This window comes from Pseudoalteromonas sp. MelDa3 (genome assembly GCF_002863625.1).
In the GTDB taxonomy this organism is placed as follows: domain Bacteria; phylum Pseudomonadota; class Gammaproteobacteria; order Enterobacterales; family Alteromonadaceae; genus Pseudoalteromonas; species Pseudoalteromonas arctica.
On record NZ_PJBR01000082.1, the window covers coordinates 1 to 19328 of the forward strand.

16 protein-coding genes are annotated in these 19328 nt (G+C 37.7%); 15 read left to right on the forward strand and 1 reads right to left on the reverse strand.

Annotated features, from left to right (window positions below; all coding sequences use genetic code 11):
• Positions 1-67 precede the first annotated feature (67 nt).
• The 3 genes from ggt (at position 68) to CXF89_RS14450 (ending at position 4562) form a co-directional block, all read left to right on the forward strand.
• Entirely contained in the window at positions 68-1846 is a 1779-nt protein-coding gene (ggt, locus tag CXF89_RS14440) for a gamma-glutamyltransferase (protein ID WP_121954992.1), read from the forward strand.
• 142 nt (positions 1847-1988) lie between these two features.
• The gene (locus tag CXF89_RS14445; protein ID WP_121954993.1) at positions 1989-3683 is read left to right on the forward strand and encodes an NAD-dependent malic enzyme; all 1695 of its coding nucleotides are present in this window, start codon (positions 1989-1991) and stop codon (positions 3681-3683) included.
• Between the two features lie 153 nt (positions 3684-3836).
• A complete protein-coding gene (locus CXF89_RS14450; protein WP_024598391.1) occupies positions 3837-4562 on the forward strand; it encodes an SIMPL domain-containing protein in 726 nt (241 codons plus the stop codon).
• Between the two features lie 2 nt (positions 4563-4564).
• On the opposite strand, the gene CXF89_RS14455 is transcribed toward CXF89_RS14450, so the two are convergent.
• Entirely contained in the window at positions 4565-5917 is a 1353-nt protein-coding gene (locus CXF89_RS14455) for a DUF2254 domain-containing protein (RefSeq protein WP_121954994.1), read from the reverse strand.
• A 153-nt stretch (positions 5918-6070) separates the two neighbouring features.
• Between CXF89_RS14455 and CXF89_RS14460 the strand changes: the two genes are divergently transcribed.
• The 12 genes from CXF89_RS14460 (at position 6071) to CXF89_RS14515 (ending at position 19182) form a co-directional block, all read left to right on the forward strand.
• A complete protein-coding gene (locus CXF89_RS14460) occupies positions 6071-6442 on the forward strand; it encodes an MAPEG family protein (RefSeq protein ID WP_121954995.1) in 372 nt (123 codons plus the stop codon).
• A gap of 14 nt (positions 6443-6456) precedes the next feature.
• A complete protein-coding gene (locus CXF89_RS14465; protein WP_121954996.1) occupies positions 6457-7089 on the forward strand; it encodes a sulfotransferase in 633 nt (210 codons plus the stop codon).
• A gap of 47 nt (positions 7090-7136) precedes the next feature.
• The gene (locus CXF89_RS14470; RefSeq protein ID WP_007586685.1) at positions 7137-7709 is read left to right on the forward strand and encodes a MiaE family protein; all 573 of its coding nucleotides are present in this window, start codon (positions 7137-7139) and stop codon (positions 7707-7709) included.
• Between the two features lie 212 nt (positions 7710-7921).
• Positions 7922-9841, forward strand: a complete 1920-nt coding sequence (locus tag CXF89_RS14475) for a pilus assembly protein N-terminal domain-containing protein (protein ID WP_121954997.1) — start codon at positions 7922-7924, stop codon at positions 9839-9841.
• Positions 9838-10515 (forward strand): tetratricopeptide repeat protein, encoded by a 678-nt coding sequence (locus tag CXF89_RS14480; protein WP_121954998.1) that lies wholly within the window; start codon positions 9838-9840, stop codon positions 10513-10515. Before CXF89_RS14475 ends, CXF89_RS14480 begins: the two co-directional genes overlap by 4 nt.
• 375 nt (positions 10516-10890) lie before the next feature.
• On the forward strand, positions 10891-11280 hold the full coding sequence (locus CXF89_RS14485; protein ID WP_002960855.1) for a hypothetical protein: 390 nt from the start codon (positions 10891-10893) through the stop codon (positions 11278-11280).
• Positions 11281-11377: 97 nt separating this feature from the next.
• Positions 11378-12145: a hypothetical protein gene (locus CXF89_RS14490; RefSeq protein WP_121954999.1), complete on the forward strand. Its 768-nt coding sequence runs from the start codon at positions 11378-11380 to the stop codon at positions 12143-12145.
• Between the two features lie 6 nt (positions 12146-12151).
• Positions 12152-13450, forward strand: a complete 1299-nt coding sequence (locus CXF89_RS14495; protein ID WP_121955000.1) for a TadA family conjugal transfer-associated ATPase — start codon at positions 12152-12154, stop codon at positions 13448-13450.
• Complete coding sequence (locus tag CXF89_RS14500) at positions 13443-14318, forward strand: type II secretion system F family protein (protein WP_121955001.1); 876 nt, start codon at positions 13443-13445, stop codon at positions 14316-14318. The genes CXF89_RS14495 and CXF89_RS14500 overlap by 8 nt, the downstream gene beginning before the upstream one ends.
• Complete coding sequence (locus tag CXF89_RS14505) at positions 14315-15130, forward strand: type II secretion system F family protein (RefSeq protein ID WP_121955002.1); 816 nt, start codon at positions 14315-14317, stop codon at positions 15128-15130. The genes CXF89_RS14500 and CXF89_RS14505 overlap by 4 nt, the downstream gene beginning before the upstream one ends.
• Positions 15131-15139: 9 nt before the next feature.
• Positions 15140-16306: a hypothetical protein gene (locus CXF89_RS14510; RefSeq protein ID WP_121955003.1), complete on the forward strand. Its 1167-nt coding sequence runs from the start codon at positions 15140-15142 to the stop codon at positions 16304-16306.
• On the forward strand, positions 16303-19182 hold the full coding sequence (locus CXF89_RS14515) for an ATP-binding response regulator (protein ID WP_121955004.1): 2880 nt from the start codon (positions 16303-16305) through the stop codon (positions 19180-19182). The genes CXF89_RS14510 and CXF89_RS14515 overlap by 4 nt, the downstream gene beginning before the upstream one ends.
• Positions 19183-19328: the final 146 nt, after the last annotated feature.

The window sequence follows — 19328 nt, forward strand, 5'->3', positions numbered from 1 at the left end:
CATATTGTGCCCGTTTAACTTTAAGATGCCAAATACAACTACGTAATTAAGTGTTTTTAGTATTTTTATGCATTTTAAACTTAACTCATTATTTGCCATTGGACTGTGCGCAGTATCACTGCCTTCACTTGCACAGCAAACAACTCAAATTGAAACTCGCGAACCTGAAGCCGCTACCGGATTGATCCATAAAAAAGTGGTGCAAGGTGATAAATACATGGTTGCTGCGGCAAATCCATATGCCTCAAGAGCCGGTCAACAAATTTTAGCCCAAGGTGGCAGTGCCGTAGATGCTGCGATTGCTACTCAACTAGTGCTTACTTTAGTTGAACCGCAATCGTCAGGTATTGGCGGTGGTACATTTATGATGTATTACAACAAAGCTAACAATAAATTGACTAGTTTTGATGGCCGCGAAACAGCACCTGCAAATGCAGACGAAACGCTGTTTTTAGATAAGCACGGCAAAGCCGTTAAATGGATTGAAGCTGTAGTAGGCGGACGCTCTGTTGGTGTGCCTGGTATTTTACATGCCTTTGCAAGCGCGCATAAACAATACGGTACATTGCCGTGGGAAGCGCTTTTTAAACCTGCTATTGAACTTGCAGAGCAAGGCTTTGTAATTTCGCCGCGTTTACATGGCTTATTAGCACGCCAATTAAACCCTGGTGTATTGAGTATGCCGATTATTAACGAATACTTTTACCCAAATGGTAAGTTAATTGAAGTAGGTAGTGTTAAAAAGAATCAACCGCTTGCTGATTTATACAAAGACATTGCAAAGCAGGGCATTGATGCATTTTACAAAGGCGAAAACGCTAAACAAATGGTTAATGCTGTACAGCACTCTAAAATAGCCCCTGGTAAATTAAGTGTGCAAGATTTAGCAGATTACAAAAGTAAAGAACGCGATGCGGTATGTATACAATACCGTGCTTATAACGTGTGTTCTATGGCGCCACCAAGTAGTGGCGGTGTAGCTGTGCTACAAATGCTTGGCCTACTTGAGCATAAAGATATGAGCGCACTTAAACCAAATGGCGAAAAGGCGATTCATTACTTTAGCCAAGCTTCGCGTATTGCATTTGCCGATCGCGATATGTACATGGGCGATCCCGATTTCACGCAAGTACCTACAAAAGAGCTATTAAACAAAGATTACATTGCCTCACGCGCTAAATTAATTACCGAAACAGACCAAAAAGCCGTAGCCGGTAATCCAGTAGGGTACCTAAGTTATGCAATGGATGATTCATACGAGTTACCTTCTACTTCTCATGTCTCTATTGTAGATAGTAAAGGTAATGCCGTTTCGATGACTAGTTCAATTGAAATGGCGTTTGGCTCCACGGTTATGGTTAATGGCTTTATTTTAAATAACCAACTAACTGACTTTTCGTTATCGCCACGTAAAAACGGCAAGCTTGTAGCAAACCGTGTAGAGGCTGGTAAACGCCCGCGTAGCTCTATGTCACCGGTAATGGTATTTAATAAAGATGGCAGCTTACGTTTAATTGTAGGCTCACCTGGCGGTAGTCGTATCATAGATTACGTTGCACAAGTTGTTGTGGGTGTTATTGACTGGAATTTATCAGCGCAAGACGCTATTAACTTACCGCGTACAACAAATCGTAACGATTACACCAGCCTTGAAAAAGGCACAGCCATTGAAGCCATTGCGCCTGCACTTACTAAACGCGGCCACAATGTACGTATTATTGACTTAAACTCGGGCTTACACGCAGTTGAAGTTAAAAATGACAAACTTTACGGTGGAGCTGATCCACGCCGTGAAGGTGTTGCGTTATCTGATTTAACTGATAATAACGCCACTATACAATTTTAAATTATGTATAATATGCATGTGGGCAGTGAAGCTCGCATGTATTTTCTCTCAATGGTCTGACTAGCTTAATTGTCGTTGCAATTAAACCTTTAACACTGATAATGACAGATCATAACTTAAGACTCCGTTAAAGCCTGGAAATATGACAACTAATACTGATCCTAACTACTTATATATTCATCATTCTGGCCCTGGCCTAATTGAAACACCGCTATTAAATAAAGGCAGCGCCTTTAGTAAAAAAGAACGCGAAAATTTCAATCTTGCTGGTTTACTTCCTCCTCGCTTTGAAACAATTGAAGAGCAAGTCGAGCGCTGTTATCAGCAATATTCTAGCTTTACAGATAACCTTAATAAGCATATTTACTTACGTGCGATTCAAGATAACAACGAAACACTTTATTACCGTTTAGTGCGGGATCATCTTGAAGAAATGATGCCAATCATTTACACGCCTACAGTTGGGGATGCTTGTGAAAAATTCTCAGACATCTACCGCAGCGCGCGTGGCTTATTTATTTCGTATGAAGACAGATACCAAATTGACGACATTTTACGCAACGCTACCAAAGGTAAAGTAAAAGTTATTGTTGTAACCGATGGCGAGCGTATTTTAGGCCTAGGCGATCAGGGTATTGGTGGCATGGGTATTCCAATTGGTAAATTGTCACTTTACACTGCGTGTGGTGGTATAAGCCCAGCATACACATTGCCTGTAATGCTTGATGTGGGTACTAATAACGAAAAGCTTTTAAACGATCCTATGTACATGGGTGCACGCCATAAGCGTATTGCTCAAGACGAATACGATGAGTTTTTAGATTTATTCATTAAAGCAGTTAAACGTCGCTGGCCAAATGTGTTACTTCAGTTTGAAGATTTTGCACAACCAAATGCAATGCCGTTACTTAAGCGCTACCGCAATGAAATTTGTAGCTTTAACGATGATATTCAAGGTACTGCGGCTGTAACGGTAGGTTCTTTACTTGCAGCGTGTCGCGTTAAAAATTCAACCCTTAGCCAACAAAAAGTAGTTTTTGTGGGTGCAGGCTCTGCTGGTTGTGGTATTGCTGAGCAAATTATTAGCCAAATGGTTTTTGAAGGTATTAGTGAAGCTCAAGCGCGTAGCCAAGTATTTATGGTTGACCGTTTTGGCCTACTTACAGTGGGTATGGAAGGCTTACGCGATTTCCAACAAGCACTTGCACAACCGCAAGGCTCGGTAAGTGATTGGACTTACAGCGGTGAATACGCATCACTTCTTGATGTTATGCACTGTGCACAACCAGACATTTTAATTGGTGTTTCAGGTCAACCTGGTTTGTTTACTGAGCAAGCTATTCGAGCAATGCACGCTGGTTGTGAACAGCCAATTATTTTCCCATTAAGTAATCCATCTAAGCAGGTAGAAGCGCATCCTGCTGATGTGATTAAGTGGACTGACGGTAAAGCACTTGTTGCAACAGGTAGCCCATTTGATCCGGTAGAACACAACGGTGAAATTTTTCCAATCCCACAATGTAACAATAGCTATATTTTCCCGGGTATTGGTTTAGGTGTTATTGCCGCTAAAGCGACTCGCATTACTGATGCAATGTTAAGTGTGTCTAGCGAAATGCTTGCAGAGTCGTCGCCACGTGCAAACACAGGTAAAGGTAGTTTATTACCAGCCCTTACGGAAATTGAAACGCTAAGTAAGCGTATTGCATTTGCCATTGCTAAAAAAGCAATCGAAGAGGGCGTTGCTCTTGAGATTACTGATGATGCGTTATGGGCAGCAATCGACAAAAATTACTGGTTACCAAAATACCGTAACTATAAACGTTGTAGTGTTTAATAACGGTACCCGTAATTTAAAGTAAATGAAGCTGTACGTTAAGTTACAGCCATTAACAAAAAACAGGCAATTGCCTGTTTTTTTGTGCTTGTTCATATTTAATTAACCACGTAAGGTCTTTAATAGCATTTACAAAATTAAAGGATCGACTTAATGAAAACACTGACACTCGTTTTAGGTAGTGCACTGGCTTTTAACGTACTTAGTTTTGATGCACTTGCGGCAGCGACTCCCGATGCTCCTCATATTTATGTTAAAGGCGAAGCGACTCTTACCACAATGCCAGATTACGTGCAGCTTAGCGTAGGTATTACCGAAGTTGATAAAGACTTAATTGCTGCTAAAAATAAAACCGACTTAACCATCGCTAAAGCAATTAAGCTCGTAAAAGAAATTGGTGTTAAAGAGGGAGATATAAACGCCGGGCAAATCTCAATAAACCGTGATAGCCAATATAACCGCACTACCGGTAATCAAGAATTTAAAGGCTTTAAGGTTTCTCGTACATTAACTGTAAAACTTAGCGATATAAATAAATACCCTGAATTACTACAAAGCTTAGTTAACAACGGTATTAACGAAATTAATCAAACGCAATTTTTAGCAAGTAACTACAACGAGCTGCACAAAAAAGCGCAAAAGTTAGCAATTAAAGATGCACGGGATGCAGCAAAAGAATTTAGTGAAGATTATGGCGTTGATTTAAAAGGATTGTACAGCGCATCACTGAGTCCACTCAATGTTCAGTCGCAGCCTTATATGCGCGCAGAAAAAGTAATGATGGCTGATAGCGCACCAAGTAACTATGTACCTGATGCCTACCATGCTGGAGAGATTAAAGTAACGGCTTCAAGCTATGCCGTGTACTACATAGATTAAATTTATTTTTGGTGGTGCTCAAAACGTGCCACCAACTTCTCACCTTGCTCTTGGCTAATGCGCGCTATTGAGTTGAGCATATTAGTCACTTCGCGTCTGTCGTATTCATTAGTTACATGTTCATTTATGTCATCAACGATCGCATTTAAGTAATTAAATAAACTGTTTCGTGCATCGGTATCTTTATGGGCAATAAACAAAATATTTTTAAATGCCTCAAGCACATTTGTCATTACGTATGCATCGCCTTTGGCGTAATTACGCAGCGGTGTAAAGTTGTCATGTAATAACTCATCAAAGCTTGTTTCATGAAGGTATAGTAATGGTCCATTATCACTGTGCTTAAACGAGTAGTTAATATCGTTAATTGACAGCCGTTGAATAAGTAAAATACTCAGCATATCAATTGATTTAACCGCAGTACCTGGATCGTTTATGCCCGGGCTCATTGCCTTAACTGCAATTTCTGATATTTGCGTTAACCCATAACGGTAATGATCGCTAATGTACTCTTCTATATAAAAAATAAAGCAGTCGAGAATTTTATTTATCAGCTCTTCATCGTTTGATATGTCTTTATTACACTTTAAAAACGGATAGCCTTTAACTGTAAAGTAGCCTTGGTTAACAGAGATATACACCTTTATATCTTGCTCTGCCAAAATGGCACAGAGCTTATCGGTTTGCACGCCTTTGTAATAGCCCTCTGTTTTACTGCTAACCGAATGCCACTTACTAAAGTCTGGAAAGTCTTCAACTGGGTTTTCTAGTTGTCTTTGTATTATTGTTTTAATTTCGTTTTTAGTTTGGCTAAACAAGCCATTTAATACGTTATCAACCTGAATGGCACGAGAGATTGAATGTATAAAAAATACAAATAAACCTAATGAAATCAATCCAAAAATAAGTGCAAACAACACACCAATTGAAGGAATAGCCGTACTGCCACCTTCAAGTTTATTAATATTTATAAGCATAATAATTGAGTAAATTATGCTGCCTAAATAAAAGCCCAAAACCATTTGATGTGATTTACGCGTAATGAGCCCAGGTACTACGCGAGGCGATAAACTCGCACTGGCCGAATTTAAAACTACCATTACCATTGAAAAACTAAACACGGTAAGCGAAATAATACTCCCCGCTAAGGTGCTTAAAATAGTACGCGCGTTTTCGGCGCTATCAACAAGTACAATCGATATAAACGATTTTAGCTGCTCAATCGGCGCTAAATATTCAACCGACATAGTAATAATGGCAAATGCTAAAAAGCCCACTGAAAGCATCGAAGGGTAAAAGCCAATACTGTTAATCATTTCACGGTAACTGTCGGCTACTTTGCGAGGTACAAACATAAAATCCTTATGTTATTTTCTACTTACTTAATACCCCTAGCTTAGCATAGGCATTTATTAAACTTCTGATAATGCTGCTCAAATTTATATGTTATTATCACGCCCACAATAATAAAGCGCATGCTTATACGATAAAAATAACAGGAAAACGCTGTGATCATTTCAACTTATGCTGCATTACTTGCATTTTTTTACATTTATTTGAGCTTTAACGTAATAAAAGTGCGCCGCGCTGAGCAGATATCACTTGGTGATAACGGTAACGCAACGCTGCAACGTGCTGTACGTGCCCACGCGAACTTTATAGAATACGTGCCAATTGCTTTAATTTTACTCTTTTTGGCAGAGTACCAAGGACTTGCTAGCCATTACTGCCATATATTAGGTGGTGCGTTACTAATAGGGCGTGTATTTCAAAATTTAGGCATAGTAGAAAAAAGTCTGAAATATCGCCAAATTGGTACTATTGCTACATTTTTGGTGATTATTGTTAGCGCCTTTTTATTGCTAGTAACACGTGGCTAATTAAAGAAAAGCTAATGAGCAAAATATTTATAATAGGTTTACCGCGTACCGGCACAACGAGTGTGTGCCACGCATTTTTAGAGCTCGGCATTACAACGGCGCATACCGCGTATACTAATGCTTGTTTTGAAAATGCTAACGCGATTGCCGACACTCCCATATTTAATGACTTTAAAGCACTTGATATTAATTATCCAGACTCTAAGTTTATTTATTTAGAACGCGAACTGAGTGCATGGCTACCTTCAATAAAACAGCTTTTAACGCGTATGCACACTAATTTAACCCGTGCAGACGGGGGCTTTAATATTCATATAAAACGCTGTTATTTAAATACGTTTAGTGAGCTTTCGCTTGATAATATTAGCGACGATAGTTACTTAGCAGACTGTTATGAAACACATTTTAATGATGCTCAAACGTACTTTAATAACCGTGACGACGATTTTTTATCCATTGATATAGCAAAGCCTGATAGTTACAAAAAGTTGTGTAATTTTTTAGGGTTAGAAAGTGATAAAACTGATTTTGAAAAAATGAATATGGGCGGAAGAGTCACCGCATGGAACGATATTAAACACCGGTTAAAAGTTGAGTCTACGGCTAAAGGGCGCATAGATAAATTACTGCCTTACAAGATTTTTTAAATCAAATACGTTAAAATCCCCGCATTATTATTTAAGTTGTACAGAACATGTTTGAATTAAAATACCACACCCCATTTGAATGGACCGAAGTTGTCCTTGCTGACTTTAATACTTTTTTACAAGATCATGCCGCTGCTGAAAAAAAAGCATCGGGTATGGCTATGTCTATGCTTTCGCATTACCCAGACAAACGTAAATTAGTAAAAGCCATGACCGATTTAGCACTAGAAGAATTAATACACTTTAAACAAGTGCTTAAGTTACTTTTAGAGCGCGATGTAAACCTAGGTGACGACAAAAAAGATCCGTACATAAAACAAATACGTGCGCTATTTAGACACGGTCGTGATGGTTTTTTAATGGACCGATTACTGGTTGGCGGTGTAATTGAAGCACGTGGCCACGAGCGTTTTTCTTTAGTAGCACAAGCACTTCCTGAGGGTAAAGAAAAAGACTTTTATGTTGCTATTGCCAAATCAGAAGAAAAACATAAAAACCTATTTGTAGAACTCGCTTACGAATACTTTGAAAAAGAAGAAGTTGATGTTCGTCTAGAAGAGCTGCTTATAGCTGAAGCTAAAATCTGTGAAAGCATCCCGTTTACAGCCGCTTTGCATTAACTAAAAATAGCGCAGAGCTTATTTTACTCGCTTTGCGCCACACACTTCTGCTCTTATTTCTTTGTTAATCTCTTCATGAATTGTTGATTTGCAATTTGCGAATCAAAATAATAAAAAACACATTTATACATCTTAATCCATTGATTATAAATGCAAAAGCCCTTGGTCTCATACTTGCTACCTATACAGTAAGCAAATTGAGGGAAAGGCTTATGTTAAAATTTATTTTTATACTATTACTAATATCTTTTACCGCTATGGGCAGTGAAAGTCATTTAGATTATATAGAAAATGCAAATGGTGAGCGGGTACAAAAAGTATCGCACTTAGTTAAATGGACGCATACTCGCTTTGTGTTTACCCGTGATATTTCTCGTATTGCACTTGGCCACGAAACAACACTTGATGTGAACGTGGTAAATGGCCGTGAGCTACTAATTTTAGCTAAAAAGTTGGGCCGTACATCTATGATGGTGTGGTACGACGATAAAAGCTCTGAAACATTTTTACTTGGCGTAACCGAAGACTACAGCGTACTAGAAAATGCCTTAAACGACATTCATCCTGACGTACAGCTAACCATAGCGCCTGATCGCCATGCTGTTGTATTACGCGGTGAAGTACCTACTATAAATTATCGTCATGCCGCTTATGAAGCTGCAAAAAACTACCTTTATGCCAGTAGCTCACAAGCATCACAACCTGTTATTACCTCAAATCCTAACCAAGGTATGTTTAATTCACTTGCTCAACGCTTGCAAGGTTTGGGTAACGCAAACGGCGGTAGCTCTCAAAACTCGAGTAAAGTCGCTATTATTAATTTAATAAAAGTAACTCAAGCACCTAAACCAAAAGAAGAGCGTATTAGCGAAGTGATTAAATCAATGGGCGCAGATAAAGTGACCATTAAACGCATCTCGGTTGATGAGCTATCAAATGACGACAACGATGTGTTTTTACTTTCAGGCTCTGTAAAAAATCAAATAGAGCTAGTGCGCTTATTAAATACAATTAATAAATTATTCGAACCAGAGCAAGCATTACAAACTCAGGGCTCTCCTCTTGATCCTAATAATTTAATGAGCGGCGCAACACAGGATAAAAGTGCAGGTATTGAAGTACTTGCCAACGAGTCAGGCGGTTTAATAAATGATGCTACCTCAGGATTAAATTTAAGTAATGTAAGTTCAAACATTGCAAGAGCAACGTTGCTGTCAGTGGCTGGCGGTAAAGTTTTGTCGAGTATTGAAGTTGAAGATTTACCGCAAGTGCGTGTATCGGTGCAGCTATACGAAGTAAATCAACGTAGGTTAAAGCAATGGCGCCCAGATATTAGCGTGCTCTCTAATGGATATGAAAAAGAAGCGGGTTTATTTGGCCGTGACGGTATGACTAATCGCGAATCTGGCTCTGCAACAATAGAAAATGCGCTGCAATTAATTGGCGGTCAATTAACTAATAACTTACAGCTTTCTACCTCACAGTTTGCCATTGATATGTTGTTTTCATTACTTGAACAAGAAGGTATATCGCGAACGCTTTCTCGCCCTACAATAACAGTTTTAGCCGGTGAAAGTGCCGTGTTTAAAGTCGGTGGTGAAGTACCTGTACCTACAAGTTATAGCCCATCTGGAATTACAAGCGGGCAGCAAGGTAGTAGTGGGTCGGTGTTTAGTGGTACAGAATTTAAATCATTCGGAGTTGAATTAAATGTACGTGCCATGGTTGACGACAAAGACAGAATAACACTTGATCTAAACCCAGTAATTTCATTACCCGATACCACGTTAACCGCCGAAATTGCACAAAGTACAGGCAGCAGTTTAAACAGCAGTGCATTTAATACACGCAGTATGCAAACATCAACACGTTTAAAAGACGGGCAACCTCTTATTATTGGTGGCTTAATTAGCACCGATAACAACGCAAGCCACGACTTTGTACCTGATGGCAACGGCAATAGCATGCTAGGAAAGTTAAGCGAAACAACCAGCAAAAGTGAAAACAACCGCGAGCTTATAATTGTGGTAACTCCAAACCTGGTGCGTGAGCCAATTAATACCTTACGTTCGTGGGAGCAGGCAAATATCGACACCCAGGTACTTAGCTATATACAGGAGCAAGGGCTATGAAAATATTTTATATTATTTTACTGCTTACTTTATCGGGTTGCGCTCATATTGATTACAAGCCAACAGTAAATCCTTACAACGCGCTGGGTGACATAGTTAAAAAATACCAATTAAATGCCCAACCATTAAAGTGTGAAGGTATAAATGCAAGTAACTGTTTAAACTTAGTCCATGAGGTGAATCAGCTCATGCTTGAACATCCCGATAACACGGCAATACTGACGATATCGGCCTACGTACTTTATAAAAGTGGCCGTGCTAATCAATCTCAACAAGTTATAAACACATTACTGAATAAAGCTAATCCACCATTAAATGTAATTACTTTAGGGGTTACGTTAGCAATAGAGCAAGGTAATTTAGCTAAAGCAAAAAGCATTGCTCAATACGGCGTCGATGTTTTTGGTACACATGCTTCACCATACCTGCAAATGGCCTCTATACATTATGCCCAGGGCAGTTACGTTATAGCTTCAAACTACTTAGAGCTTTCGGTTAAGTTTGGTTTAAATAGCACCACCTATTTTTACCATAAAGGGTTAATTGAAGAAGCGAATACCAATAATTTATTGGCTTGTGGCTATTATGAGCAAGTTTTACGTGCAGAACCCACGCATAAAAAAGCACTTGCTAGGCGCGGTAAACTCTCCGTTTTAGGTAATTGTTATTCTTAAGGCCTTCGGGCCTTTTTTGTACCTAAAATTTGGCATTATTAAGGAGCCAAAACCACTTTATTATTTATCAAAAATAGGAGCAAAGCTTACGCTCATCCTACGTTTTATACGTAACCTCACAAGACTGCTTTTAATATTTACCCCTTACGCTATCCATCAGTTTTAATAATACTTTCAATAACGTAAACCTAGCATTAAGTATCTAAAAATTATTTTTTAATATTGATTTGCATTTTGCAAATCAAAAATGAAAACATCTAATAAACAATAACCATTAAAAACATAACCAACTGTATTTAATGGTTATTTATAGGTGGCATGGTCCTCGCAATATGTAAAGTGAGCATAAGCTCTTCTAATTTAAAGGCTACGATTATGAAAACTATTAAACATAACTTAAATAGCAAAAAGCAAAAAGGTTTTGTACTAACGTCAGAGCTAATCATTCTTTCTACTTCAATGGTAGCAGCACTTGTAATTGGTTTATCTACATTACGTGACTCGGTAACCAGCGAACTTGAAGATGTAGCTGAAGCAATTGGCTCACTTGACCAAAGCTATGTATTTGACGGCATGATTAACGCCGAAGGCACTGCTGAAGTGTCTGGCTCTGGGTTTGTAGATTCAGTTGATGTGTACGCAGGCGATGGTAGTTCATTCACTTTTGTTGCATCAGACTTTAGTGAAAATGCGGCACTTATTAGTGCAACACCAAGTGGTGATGCTGCAACGCGTACAGCAGCTGGCGGTTCACAAGGTAACTAACGCAAGGTATCCAATATAAGGCAACCAGGTTTGAATACCAAGCTTAAGGCTCACTGCCACAAAAGTGTGGCAGTGAAAGTTACTCTGGAGGAATATTATGAAAAGTAAAAGTAACAAAGGCGCAACCACAGCGGCTCTCACATTACTCATCACCTCTGGCATGTTAGCTTCGGCTTTGGGAATTAGACAGGTAAACGATGAAAATAGCGTAACAGCTTGGGTAGTAAACAAAAATATGTCGGCCGGTCAAACAGTAACCGTTCACGATGTAGAGCAAAAGAGTATAGATCCAAGTAACTATTCAAATATTGCACTGAGCGTTCAAAACCCACGTGCATTAATTGGTCAAAAATTAGCAACTAACAAAATGGTTGAACAACCCTTATTCGACACCGATTTTATTAGAGCGAAAAGCCAAAACTTATCAGAAGCCATCCCGGCAGGGCGTGTTTTATATACTTTAAAACTAAACACCTTAGATATTCCGCTTTCGCGCATACACAAAGGTGACCGACTCGACATAGTCGCTAAAACTAATCGCTTAGTAAGAACAGTTGCCCGTAATGTACAGCTTATTGGTGTTTCAAAAGGTCCTAAATCGCAAGCCGCAAAAAGTGGCGTAATGGATAATTTAGCTAAAGAGTCTAATTCTGCTGCGGGCGGTGTTTCATTAGTCCTTGCGGTACTTCCAAAAGATGTTTATTCGTTGGCGGGTATAGATAACGCCGACAAAGTTTCAATTATTGTGCATAGCGCTTATGACATTGAACAAGGTCGTTTGCAAAACTTTTCACGCTTACAAACCAGTCGCACAATCGAAGTGGTTAAAGGCGTTAAAAATGAAGCTGTATATGTAGCTAAGTGAGTTTTTATGTTTAATTTATCAAGCAAACATGAAGAAGTTCAAACCAGTTTAAGTACCTTTGAAGAGCTTAAAAAGCTATTGCACGATGCTGTTATCGAAGAGTACGAACAAGAACCAACCGCGCTTTTATCAAGTAATGTTCTCGAAAAAATCTCTGCATTGTGCAGTGAAATTCCACAATCTAATCAATCTTCATTTAATCAACATCAACAAGAGCAGGTTGTTCAGGCTGTATTTGATGAAATTCAAGGCCTGGGACCTATTGCACAGTTTATGCTGGACGATCAGGTAAGTGATATTTTAATAAACGACACGCAAGATATTTGGATTGATAAACAAGGCAAACTACTTTGCACAGCCAGTAAGTTTGATGACGAACGCCATTTACGCCGATTTGTTGATCGCTTACTTGATGGCTGTGGTCGCCAAGTCAATGCGCTTATGCCAATTGTTGATGGCAAACTAAAAGATGGTAGCCGAGTTCATATTATTGTACCGCCTGCGTGTACCAGCGCCGCGATTGTGTCTATTCGTAAGTTTAATCATAAAAAAATAAACGATGACTTTTTAGTTAATAATCATTTTTTAGATAAAAACATCTTATCATTTTTAAAAAGCGCAGTTAAAACAGGCGTTAATATTTTAGTGTGTGGCAATGCCGGGGCAGGTAAAACATCATTATTAAACGTACTTGCTAACTCAATTAACCCAAATGAACGAGTTGTAACCATTGAAGAAAGTGCTGAGCTTAATTTGCATCACAACCACGTTGTGCAATTAGAAGCTCACGACACAAACAGCGATGGTAAAGGTGCAGTAAGCCTAAGAGATTTAGTAAAAGCAGCCCTTAGAATGCGCGCAGATAGAATACTTGTTGGAGAGGTACTCTCTGGCGAGGTAATCGATATGCTCCAAGCAATGAACTGTGGTCACCAAGGTTCGATGACGACCATACATGCTAATAGCGCAAATGATGCCGTTATTCGTTTATCTACTTTAGTGCAGTTACACAATTCACAACTGAGCGATACCCATACAAGTTCGCTAATCGCGTCGAGTATTCAACTTATTGTGCATGTTTCTCGCTCAACTAATGGCACCCGAACTCTAAAAAGTATTGGTGAAATTAAGCGTGTTAATGGCGGTGCACATTTTAGCCCGCTTTATAGTATTAACGAAGCAGAGCCTGTTCAAAGTGAGCTAATAGATAACTCAAGTGTTATTGAGTTTATGAAAGGCCAAGGCGCAAATGCACAAGAATTAAAAGCATTACTGCACAATAACCCGGAGGCTAACAATGACTAAACTTGATTATTTATTAGCTATAGCGGCGGTTATTACTTTTGTACTTGCAGCTAGTGTGTTGGTTTCTTTGTATGCTAAAAATAAAAGTAACCAGAGCGCTAAAAAAGTAGATATTTTAGAAGAAAAAGACGTCCTTACTTTGTCACTACGAGTACTAGGCTTAAACATAAGTAACGCTTGGTTTATAAGCATGGCGTGCTCGCTCTCTAGTAGTTCATGGTTTTTAGCTAAATTATATTACCCTGAGGCATCAACCAGCGCATTTATTATTTCAATCGTGGTTTTTGTAACCTGTTTTATAACTGTGATTGACTTAGCTCATTATAAATTAGCAAAATTTGAGCATCATTTTTTAGAATTTATTGAAACCGTACAATCGTGTTTAAGTACGGGGCTGTCGCTACAACAATCAATGCAGTTTGCTGATGAACATGCAGACCCATATATAAAAAAACAAAGCACCTTACTAATACAACGCATGAGCATGGGTAGTGATGCCGAAACGTCGTTTGCCCCTTTAATAGAAAGATACAACTGCGAAACCGTAAGATTGTTTGCTCATAGCATCATCACACATACACAAAGCCAGTGCGATTTAACCGATATGCTAAAAAGCGTATGCAACATGATGTCGCTTCGGACCCTCGACCGCCAACAGCTAAAAGCAAAGCTTTCGGGTACTAAGTACGCTGCTGTATTTAGTGGTTTTTTACCTTACGCACTAATTCCTTTATTTAGCTATACCGATCCAACCTGGTTTGAACCTTTATTAAACGATCCTAATGGGATTGCATTTATAACGGTTGCGCTTCTTTGTCAGCTATTTGGTTTTTTATGGCTACGCCTTAGCTTAAGGGTAACATTATGATTGATATACTTTTACTTATCGGACTTTTAGTAAGTATGGGCTCGTTTATCCATATTCATAGGCAATCTCTTAAAGTCGAATTAGATAAACCCGATACTAAAAACATTAATTGGTACCCGCTAATCATCATCTCTAAACGTCAATTAAGACAAGCAGGGATTCAAATTAATAAAATATTAATAAGCCTGTACTGCTTTAAAGCGGCTGCTACTTTTAGTGCATTTACGGTTATAGAACTAACAGGGTATGAGCTGAGCCAATCGATTAAATTATTACTGTGTTTTGTGTGTTTTTTTGCACCCGAATGCTGGTTTTTATTACGTAAAAACCAACGTAAAACCGTTATAAATAATAGCTTAGAGTTTTTTTTACGGGTGTTACTGGTTTACATGCGCGCTGGATTTTCACTAGAGCGTTCATTTGCACTAGCAGTTGATCATGGATTAAGTCAAAAACACCCATTATACAAAGAGCTAAAGTTATTTTTATTCGAACTAAGCGCAGGTAAAGATCGTGAATTTGCATTTAATTCACTTTTTGAAAGAACCGGCGTATTAGGAATTAAAAAACTCGCAAACTTAATGTTAATAGGGTCAAAACTTGGTACGCCACTTATCCAAGCAGTAGAGGCTCAACTTGAAGGCCTAGCTTTAAAAAAGAACATTTTACTCGCTAAAAAGGTAAACAAAAAAGCGATGCACACAACCTTTCCCATTATCTTAATTTGTTTTCCGATGTTTTTGGTATTGGTGTTTTTTCCCGCAGCATTACAAGTAATGAACGTACTTAAAATGCTTGTCGAAGTGTTATAGGAGCCTGATATGAAGAAGCATTATCAACAAGGATACATACTTACTATTGAGCTTATATTAATTATAACTATTTTAATTATTGGCTCAATTGGTGGGGTGATTTTAGTAAGGGATGCCCTTATTAAGCGCCATCAAACTAAGGTAGATAATCAAATTACTGTAGTCGACGCTAATAATAGACCACTCGGTATTGCAGTAAGTTTTGATGAGCATCAAGCACCACTCATTTTTTATACAGACAGGGGAGCAAAAAACACGTACAGGGCATTAATAGGCATAAGAGATGATAGGTTTACATCGCGAGAAGCTGTTTATTACGATGCTCCAAATTGCCAAGGTAACCCGTGTTTAAAGGGCTTAAGCGACGAAGCAACAGACAGCCAAGGTGTGAGTAAACTAAATAATACCGGTAATGTAAGTTATATAAATGCGCTGCAGCAAGGTCCAAATTATGCAATAGGGCAGTTAGGTAACACCGTTATTGGTCAGTTATTAAGAAGTACGCCACAACAATGCCCTGCTAATAGTGAACAAATTCTATCTCGTTATGTATCGCAAAAAGTAGTAACAGGCTCACCTTGTGAAAGCTTTGAAATAGATAAGCAACCGGCCGACAGCAGTTGTTTAGTTGGAGTGACTGCTTTGGGTCGTCCACTTGTAGGGACCGATGGTCGAGAGTTGGCGGTATCATGTGACACATGTCAAACAGGGTACGAATCGCAAGGCGACATACTTGATTTATACTTACCCGAAGTAGAATCTCTTTTAAAAGATGCACTTAAAGCACTTAAGTTTGTTGGAGTTGGAACAAACTTTGACATAGAGCTTGGCACAATCTGCTGCCCAGAAGGTACACGCTTAGAAGATGATGAAAACATTGTAGAGACACTCGTCTTCACTATTTTACAAACTACATTTGAGCTCGCCGGTATTGATTTAGTAAATAACCTTATTATTAGTGAAACACTGAGCTTAATAGGGATTGAGCCAGGGATTACATATTGCAAAACATCACTTAATTTAGTTAATGCAGAACAAGTAATTAATATCACCACAGGCGAACCTGCACTTAGTAGCTTAACACCACCATTTAAAGTTTTACTGCCAGTACATAGCGACCAAAACAGTACAACGTGGATACATACTCCCCCTAAAGGGGAAGGAGAACGTCAATGAACGCCTCAAATATATTTACCTCACATGCTAATATACCAGATACACAAGCTGATGAAATATCAACAGAAATTAAAGAAACGCTAACACTACTAAAACAGTTTTATGATGTTCCAATTGTTAAATTTATCGATTTTAGAGAAGTTTATTCAAAGCAGTTAATAACCTGCAACGATAAAGAAAGCGTCGAAAATGAGTTATTAAGCTATCAACAACGCTGCACACAAGAAAAACTATATTTATTTGAAGATACCTTTTTTGATGATGTATCAAACAACACGCACAAATTAATTCGTTTTTATGCACAATATCCAATTTATAGTGTCACTAATAAATTAATTGGCGTAGTGCTGATGGCCGATTTAGCACCTAAAACATTAATAGGTTCACAAAAAGATCAGTTTATTTCATTTGCTCAATTATTGCAGACACAGTTAAATAAAAATTCAGATTCAGTAAGTAATCAAAGTACTAAGCCTGAGAAAAAAAATTATGGTGAAAAGTATATTCATGTATTTAGTTTAGCGCCCGTCGCATTTTTAATTGCATTAGTATTATGCTCATTCACTGCATTACTTCTTTATACTATTGAAAAAAAGGAGCTGCAAAGTAACTACAATCAACAAACCCAGCAATTACGTAAAACGTTATTTAATGCATTAGAGCGATTTGATAATCAAGGATTGTATATATCTCAAAAAGATTTAGTTATTGCAGGCTTTTTGCAAAGCCAAAATAACTATACAAAAGAGCAGCTTAACAATTTAGTGCAGAGTCAGGTTTCACAAAATTTAACTTACAAAGGGTATGTTGTGTTTGATTCTGAGTATAACCAGCTTGCACTTTGGTCAAAAAATAATTTTGATTTAGCCGCGTACGGGTTTACAAACTGGTTAGAAAAATTTAATAAAAGAGCAAATAAACAAGCAGTAGAAGTATTTACGGTTGCTGATACGGCCTTCTTAATTTCTGAAATAAAAATAAAAAAAGGCTCTATTTATACACTTACAGCATTTGATTTAAGTAAGTTTTTAAAAGCCGTTATTGGAAAATTAAACACTGAAAATTATAACGTTTTTATAGCAACACCACAGTTTACTTTAGGAAAACAAGGAGAAGTAAACCCGAGTATAATTAAAAATAGTATTAGCGCTTTAAGCAGTCGTTTTCCACCTACTTGGCGCTTGCATGTGCAACCAATGAATAAAATAGTACGACCACAAATAACTAAATACAGTTTAATTAGATTAGGGTTAATCTCTTTTTGTGTATTCGCGTTTGTGTATTATTTTTTACGTTTGCCAAGGCGTTTACACAGTGAAATAAAACAAAAAAATCAGTTAATACTCAATAGAGAAGCGCTTTTTTCAAGTTCTCTTGATGCACTACCGCATGGGTTTGCTATTTTTAATAGCCACGAATCTCCTGTGATTACCAACAATGCATTTAATCTTTTATTTGCACAGGTGAATAAACAAAACAGTCAGCTATCGTATAGCCAGCTGATAAGTATTGCGCAACAGCATAATATTATAAATCATTACCATGAGCATCATAAGCTTGATGATGATCGTAACCAATTAATAGATATAGGTTTTACAGACGGGAAGTGGATAACTGTATTACAAAGACATACAGATTTTAATGGTTTCGTTTGCTACTTTAGAGATGATACAGAGGCACATCAAAAAGAATGTTTACTCGCTGATGTTCTCGAAAAATCAAAACAGACAAATCAATTAAAAGAAAAATTTGTTACAAGGCTTAGCCGTCAGTTAAAAACGCCTTTATCATCTTTAAAGTCATTAGTTGAAATATCTAAAGATCCAATAAGCTTTAACGAATTTAAAAACAATGTGGGGAACATTTCTGATGCATGCGACCAGCTCGAAAGTGTAATTCAACAACTCGTAAATATAAATAAATCGGAAATAGGTAAGTTAAAGCTTCAGGCCAAAAACGTAAACCTAAATCAAATGATCAATAATAATATGTCGATTTTAGCTAAAGAGGCTGAAAATAAAAGAATCGTTCTTAAAAATAATATTACGCCTGAATTAACGGTCGCAAGCGATGAAAAGTTAATTTCTCAATTGGTTATTCAATTAGTGACTGAGGTTTTGGATTCATCAAATAATACAACGCTTTCAATTAACGCTCAGATTAAAAATGAAAGTAAACGTAATTACTTATACCTCGATTTTTCATTAAGTAATTTGATCGACAGTAGTAACTTTATAACTGAGCTTAAAAGTATATCGGGTGATGATATAACGCGCTTTATAGATGATAAAGACGTGTCATTAGAGTTAAAGTTTTTTATTTCAATATTTAAAATGTTAGGTGGTAAAGCGATAACTGTAAGTAGTAACGCGAATAAATCAACGATATCACTTTCTATGTTGGTCAACATAGCAACCAAACAAGGTAAAGACAATGAGCAAGAAGTACCAAGTAGCTCGTTAACAAATAATGATTTAGTAAAAGCTAGTTTAGTAACTAACAAACACCAAAACACGCTATTACTGGTTGATGACGATCCTCTTGTTGAGATTGTAATTAGAGCGATGCTAAAAAATGAGAATATTAAAATAGATTACGCGCGCAGTGCAATAGAAGCGATGTTGATGGTATCGCAAAACAGTTACGACATTATTTTAATGGACATAGTAATGCCAGAATTGTCGGGAACTGACGCTATGTTAAAAATTAAAAAACACAGTGACAATTTGAAAACTAAAATAATTGCGCATACATCGACACCCGATACAGATTCAAAATACGTTAACCAGGGCTTTGATGACATGCTATTAAAACCAGTAAAACAAGGTGTATTAATAAACCAAATAACACGCATTTTAAAAGATAAGTCGTTATAAATTAGCGTATATTACTGGAACAGTAATGAGGTAAAACATGAAAAACACTATTGAAAATATGGCTGAAGTTATCGAGTTTAAAGTAACGCCAATAAATAAAACTAAACGACTGCTTTTAGTAGATGATGACTTGCTAATAGAAATAG

Bases quoted from the DNA above. Each gene is read 5' to 3' on its own strand.
- CXF89_RS14485 (WP_002960855.1), top strand. From the start codon at position 10,891: ATGAAAACTATTAAACATAACTTAAATAGCAAAAAGCAAAAAGGTTTT.
- CXF89_RS14500 (WP_121955001.1), top strand. From the start codon at position 13,443: ATGACTAAACTTGATTATTTATTAGCTATAGCGGCGGTTATTACTTTT.
- CXF89_RS14450 (WP_024598391.1), top strand. From the start codon at position 3,837: ATGAAAACACTGACACTCGTTTTAGGTAGTGCACTGGCTTTTAACGTA.
- CXF89_RS14465 (WP_121954996.1), top strand. From the start codon at position 6,457: ATGAGCAAAATATTTATAATAGGTTTACCGCGTACCGGCACAACGAGT.
- CXF89_RS14445 (WP_121954993.1), top strand. From the start codon at position 1,989: ATGACAACTAATACTGATCCTAACTACTTATATATTCATCATTCTGGC.
- CXF89_RS14490 (WP_121954999.1), top strand. From the start codon at position 11,378: ATGAAAAGTAAAAGTAACAAAGGCGCAACCACAGCGGCTCTCACATTA.
- ggt (WP_121954992.1), top strand. From the start codon at position 68: ATGCATTTTAAACTTAACTCATTATTTGCCATTGGACTGTGCGCAGTA.
- CXF89_RS14480 (WP_121954998.1), top strand. From the start codon at position 9,838: ATGAAAATATTTTATATTATTTTACTGCTTACTTTATCGGGTTGCGCT.
- CXF89_RS14475 (WP_121954997.1), top strand. From the start codon at position 7,922: ATGTTAAAATTTATTTTTATACTATTACTAATATCTTTTACCGCTATG.
- CXF89_RS14470 (WP_007586685.1), top strand. From the start codon at position 7,137: ATGTTTGAATTAAAATACCACACCCCATTTGAATGGACCGAAGTTGTC.
- CXF89_RS14515 (WP_121955004.1), top strand. From the start codon at position 16,303: ATGAACGCCTCAAATATATTTACCTCACATGCTAATATACCAGATACA.
- CXF89_RS14495 (WP_121955000.1), top strand. From the start codon at position 12,152: ATGTTTAATTTATCAAGCAAACATGAAGAAGTTCAAACCAGTTTAAGT.
- CXF89_RS14510 (WP_121955003.1), top strand. From the start codon at position 15,140: ATGAAGAAGCATTATCAACAAGGATACATACTTACTATTGAGCTTATA.
- CXF89_RS14505 (WP_121955002.1), top strand. From the start codon at position 14,315: ATGATTGATATACTTTTACTTATCGGACTTTTAGTAAGTATGGGCTCG.
- CXF89_RS14455 (WP_121954994.1), bottom strand. From the start codon at position 5,917: ATGTTTGTACCTCGCAAAGTAGCCGACAGTTACCGTGAAATGATTAAC.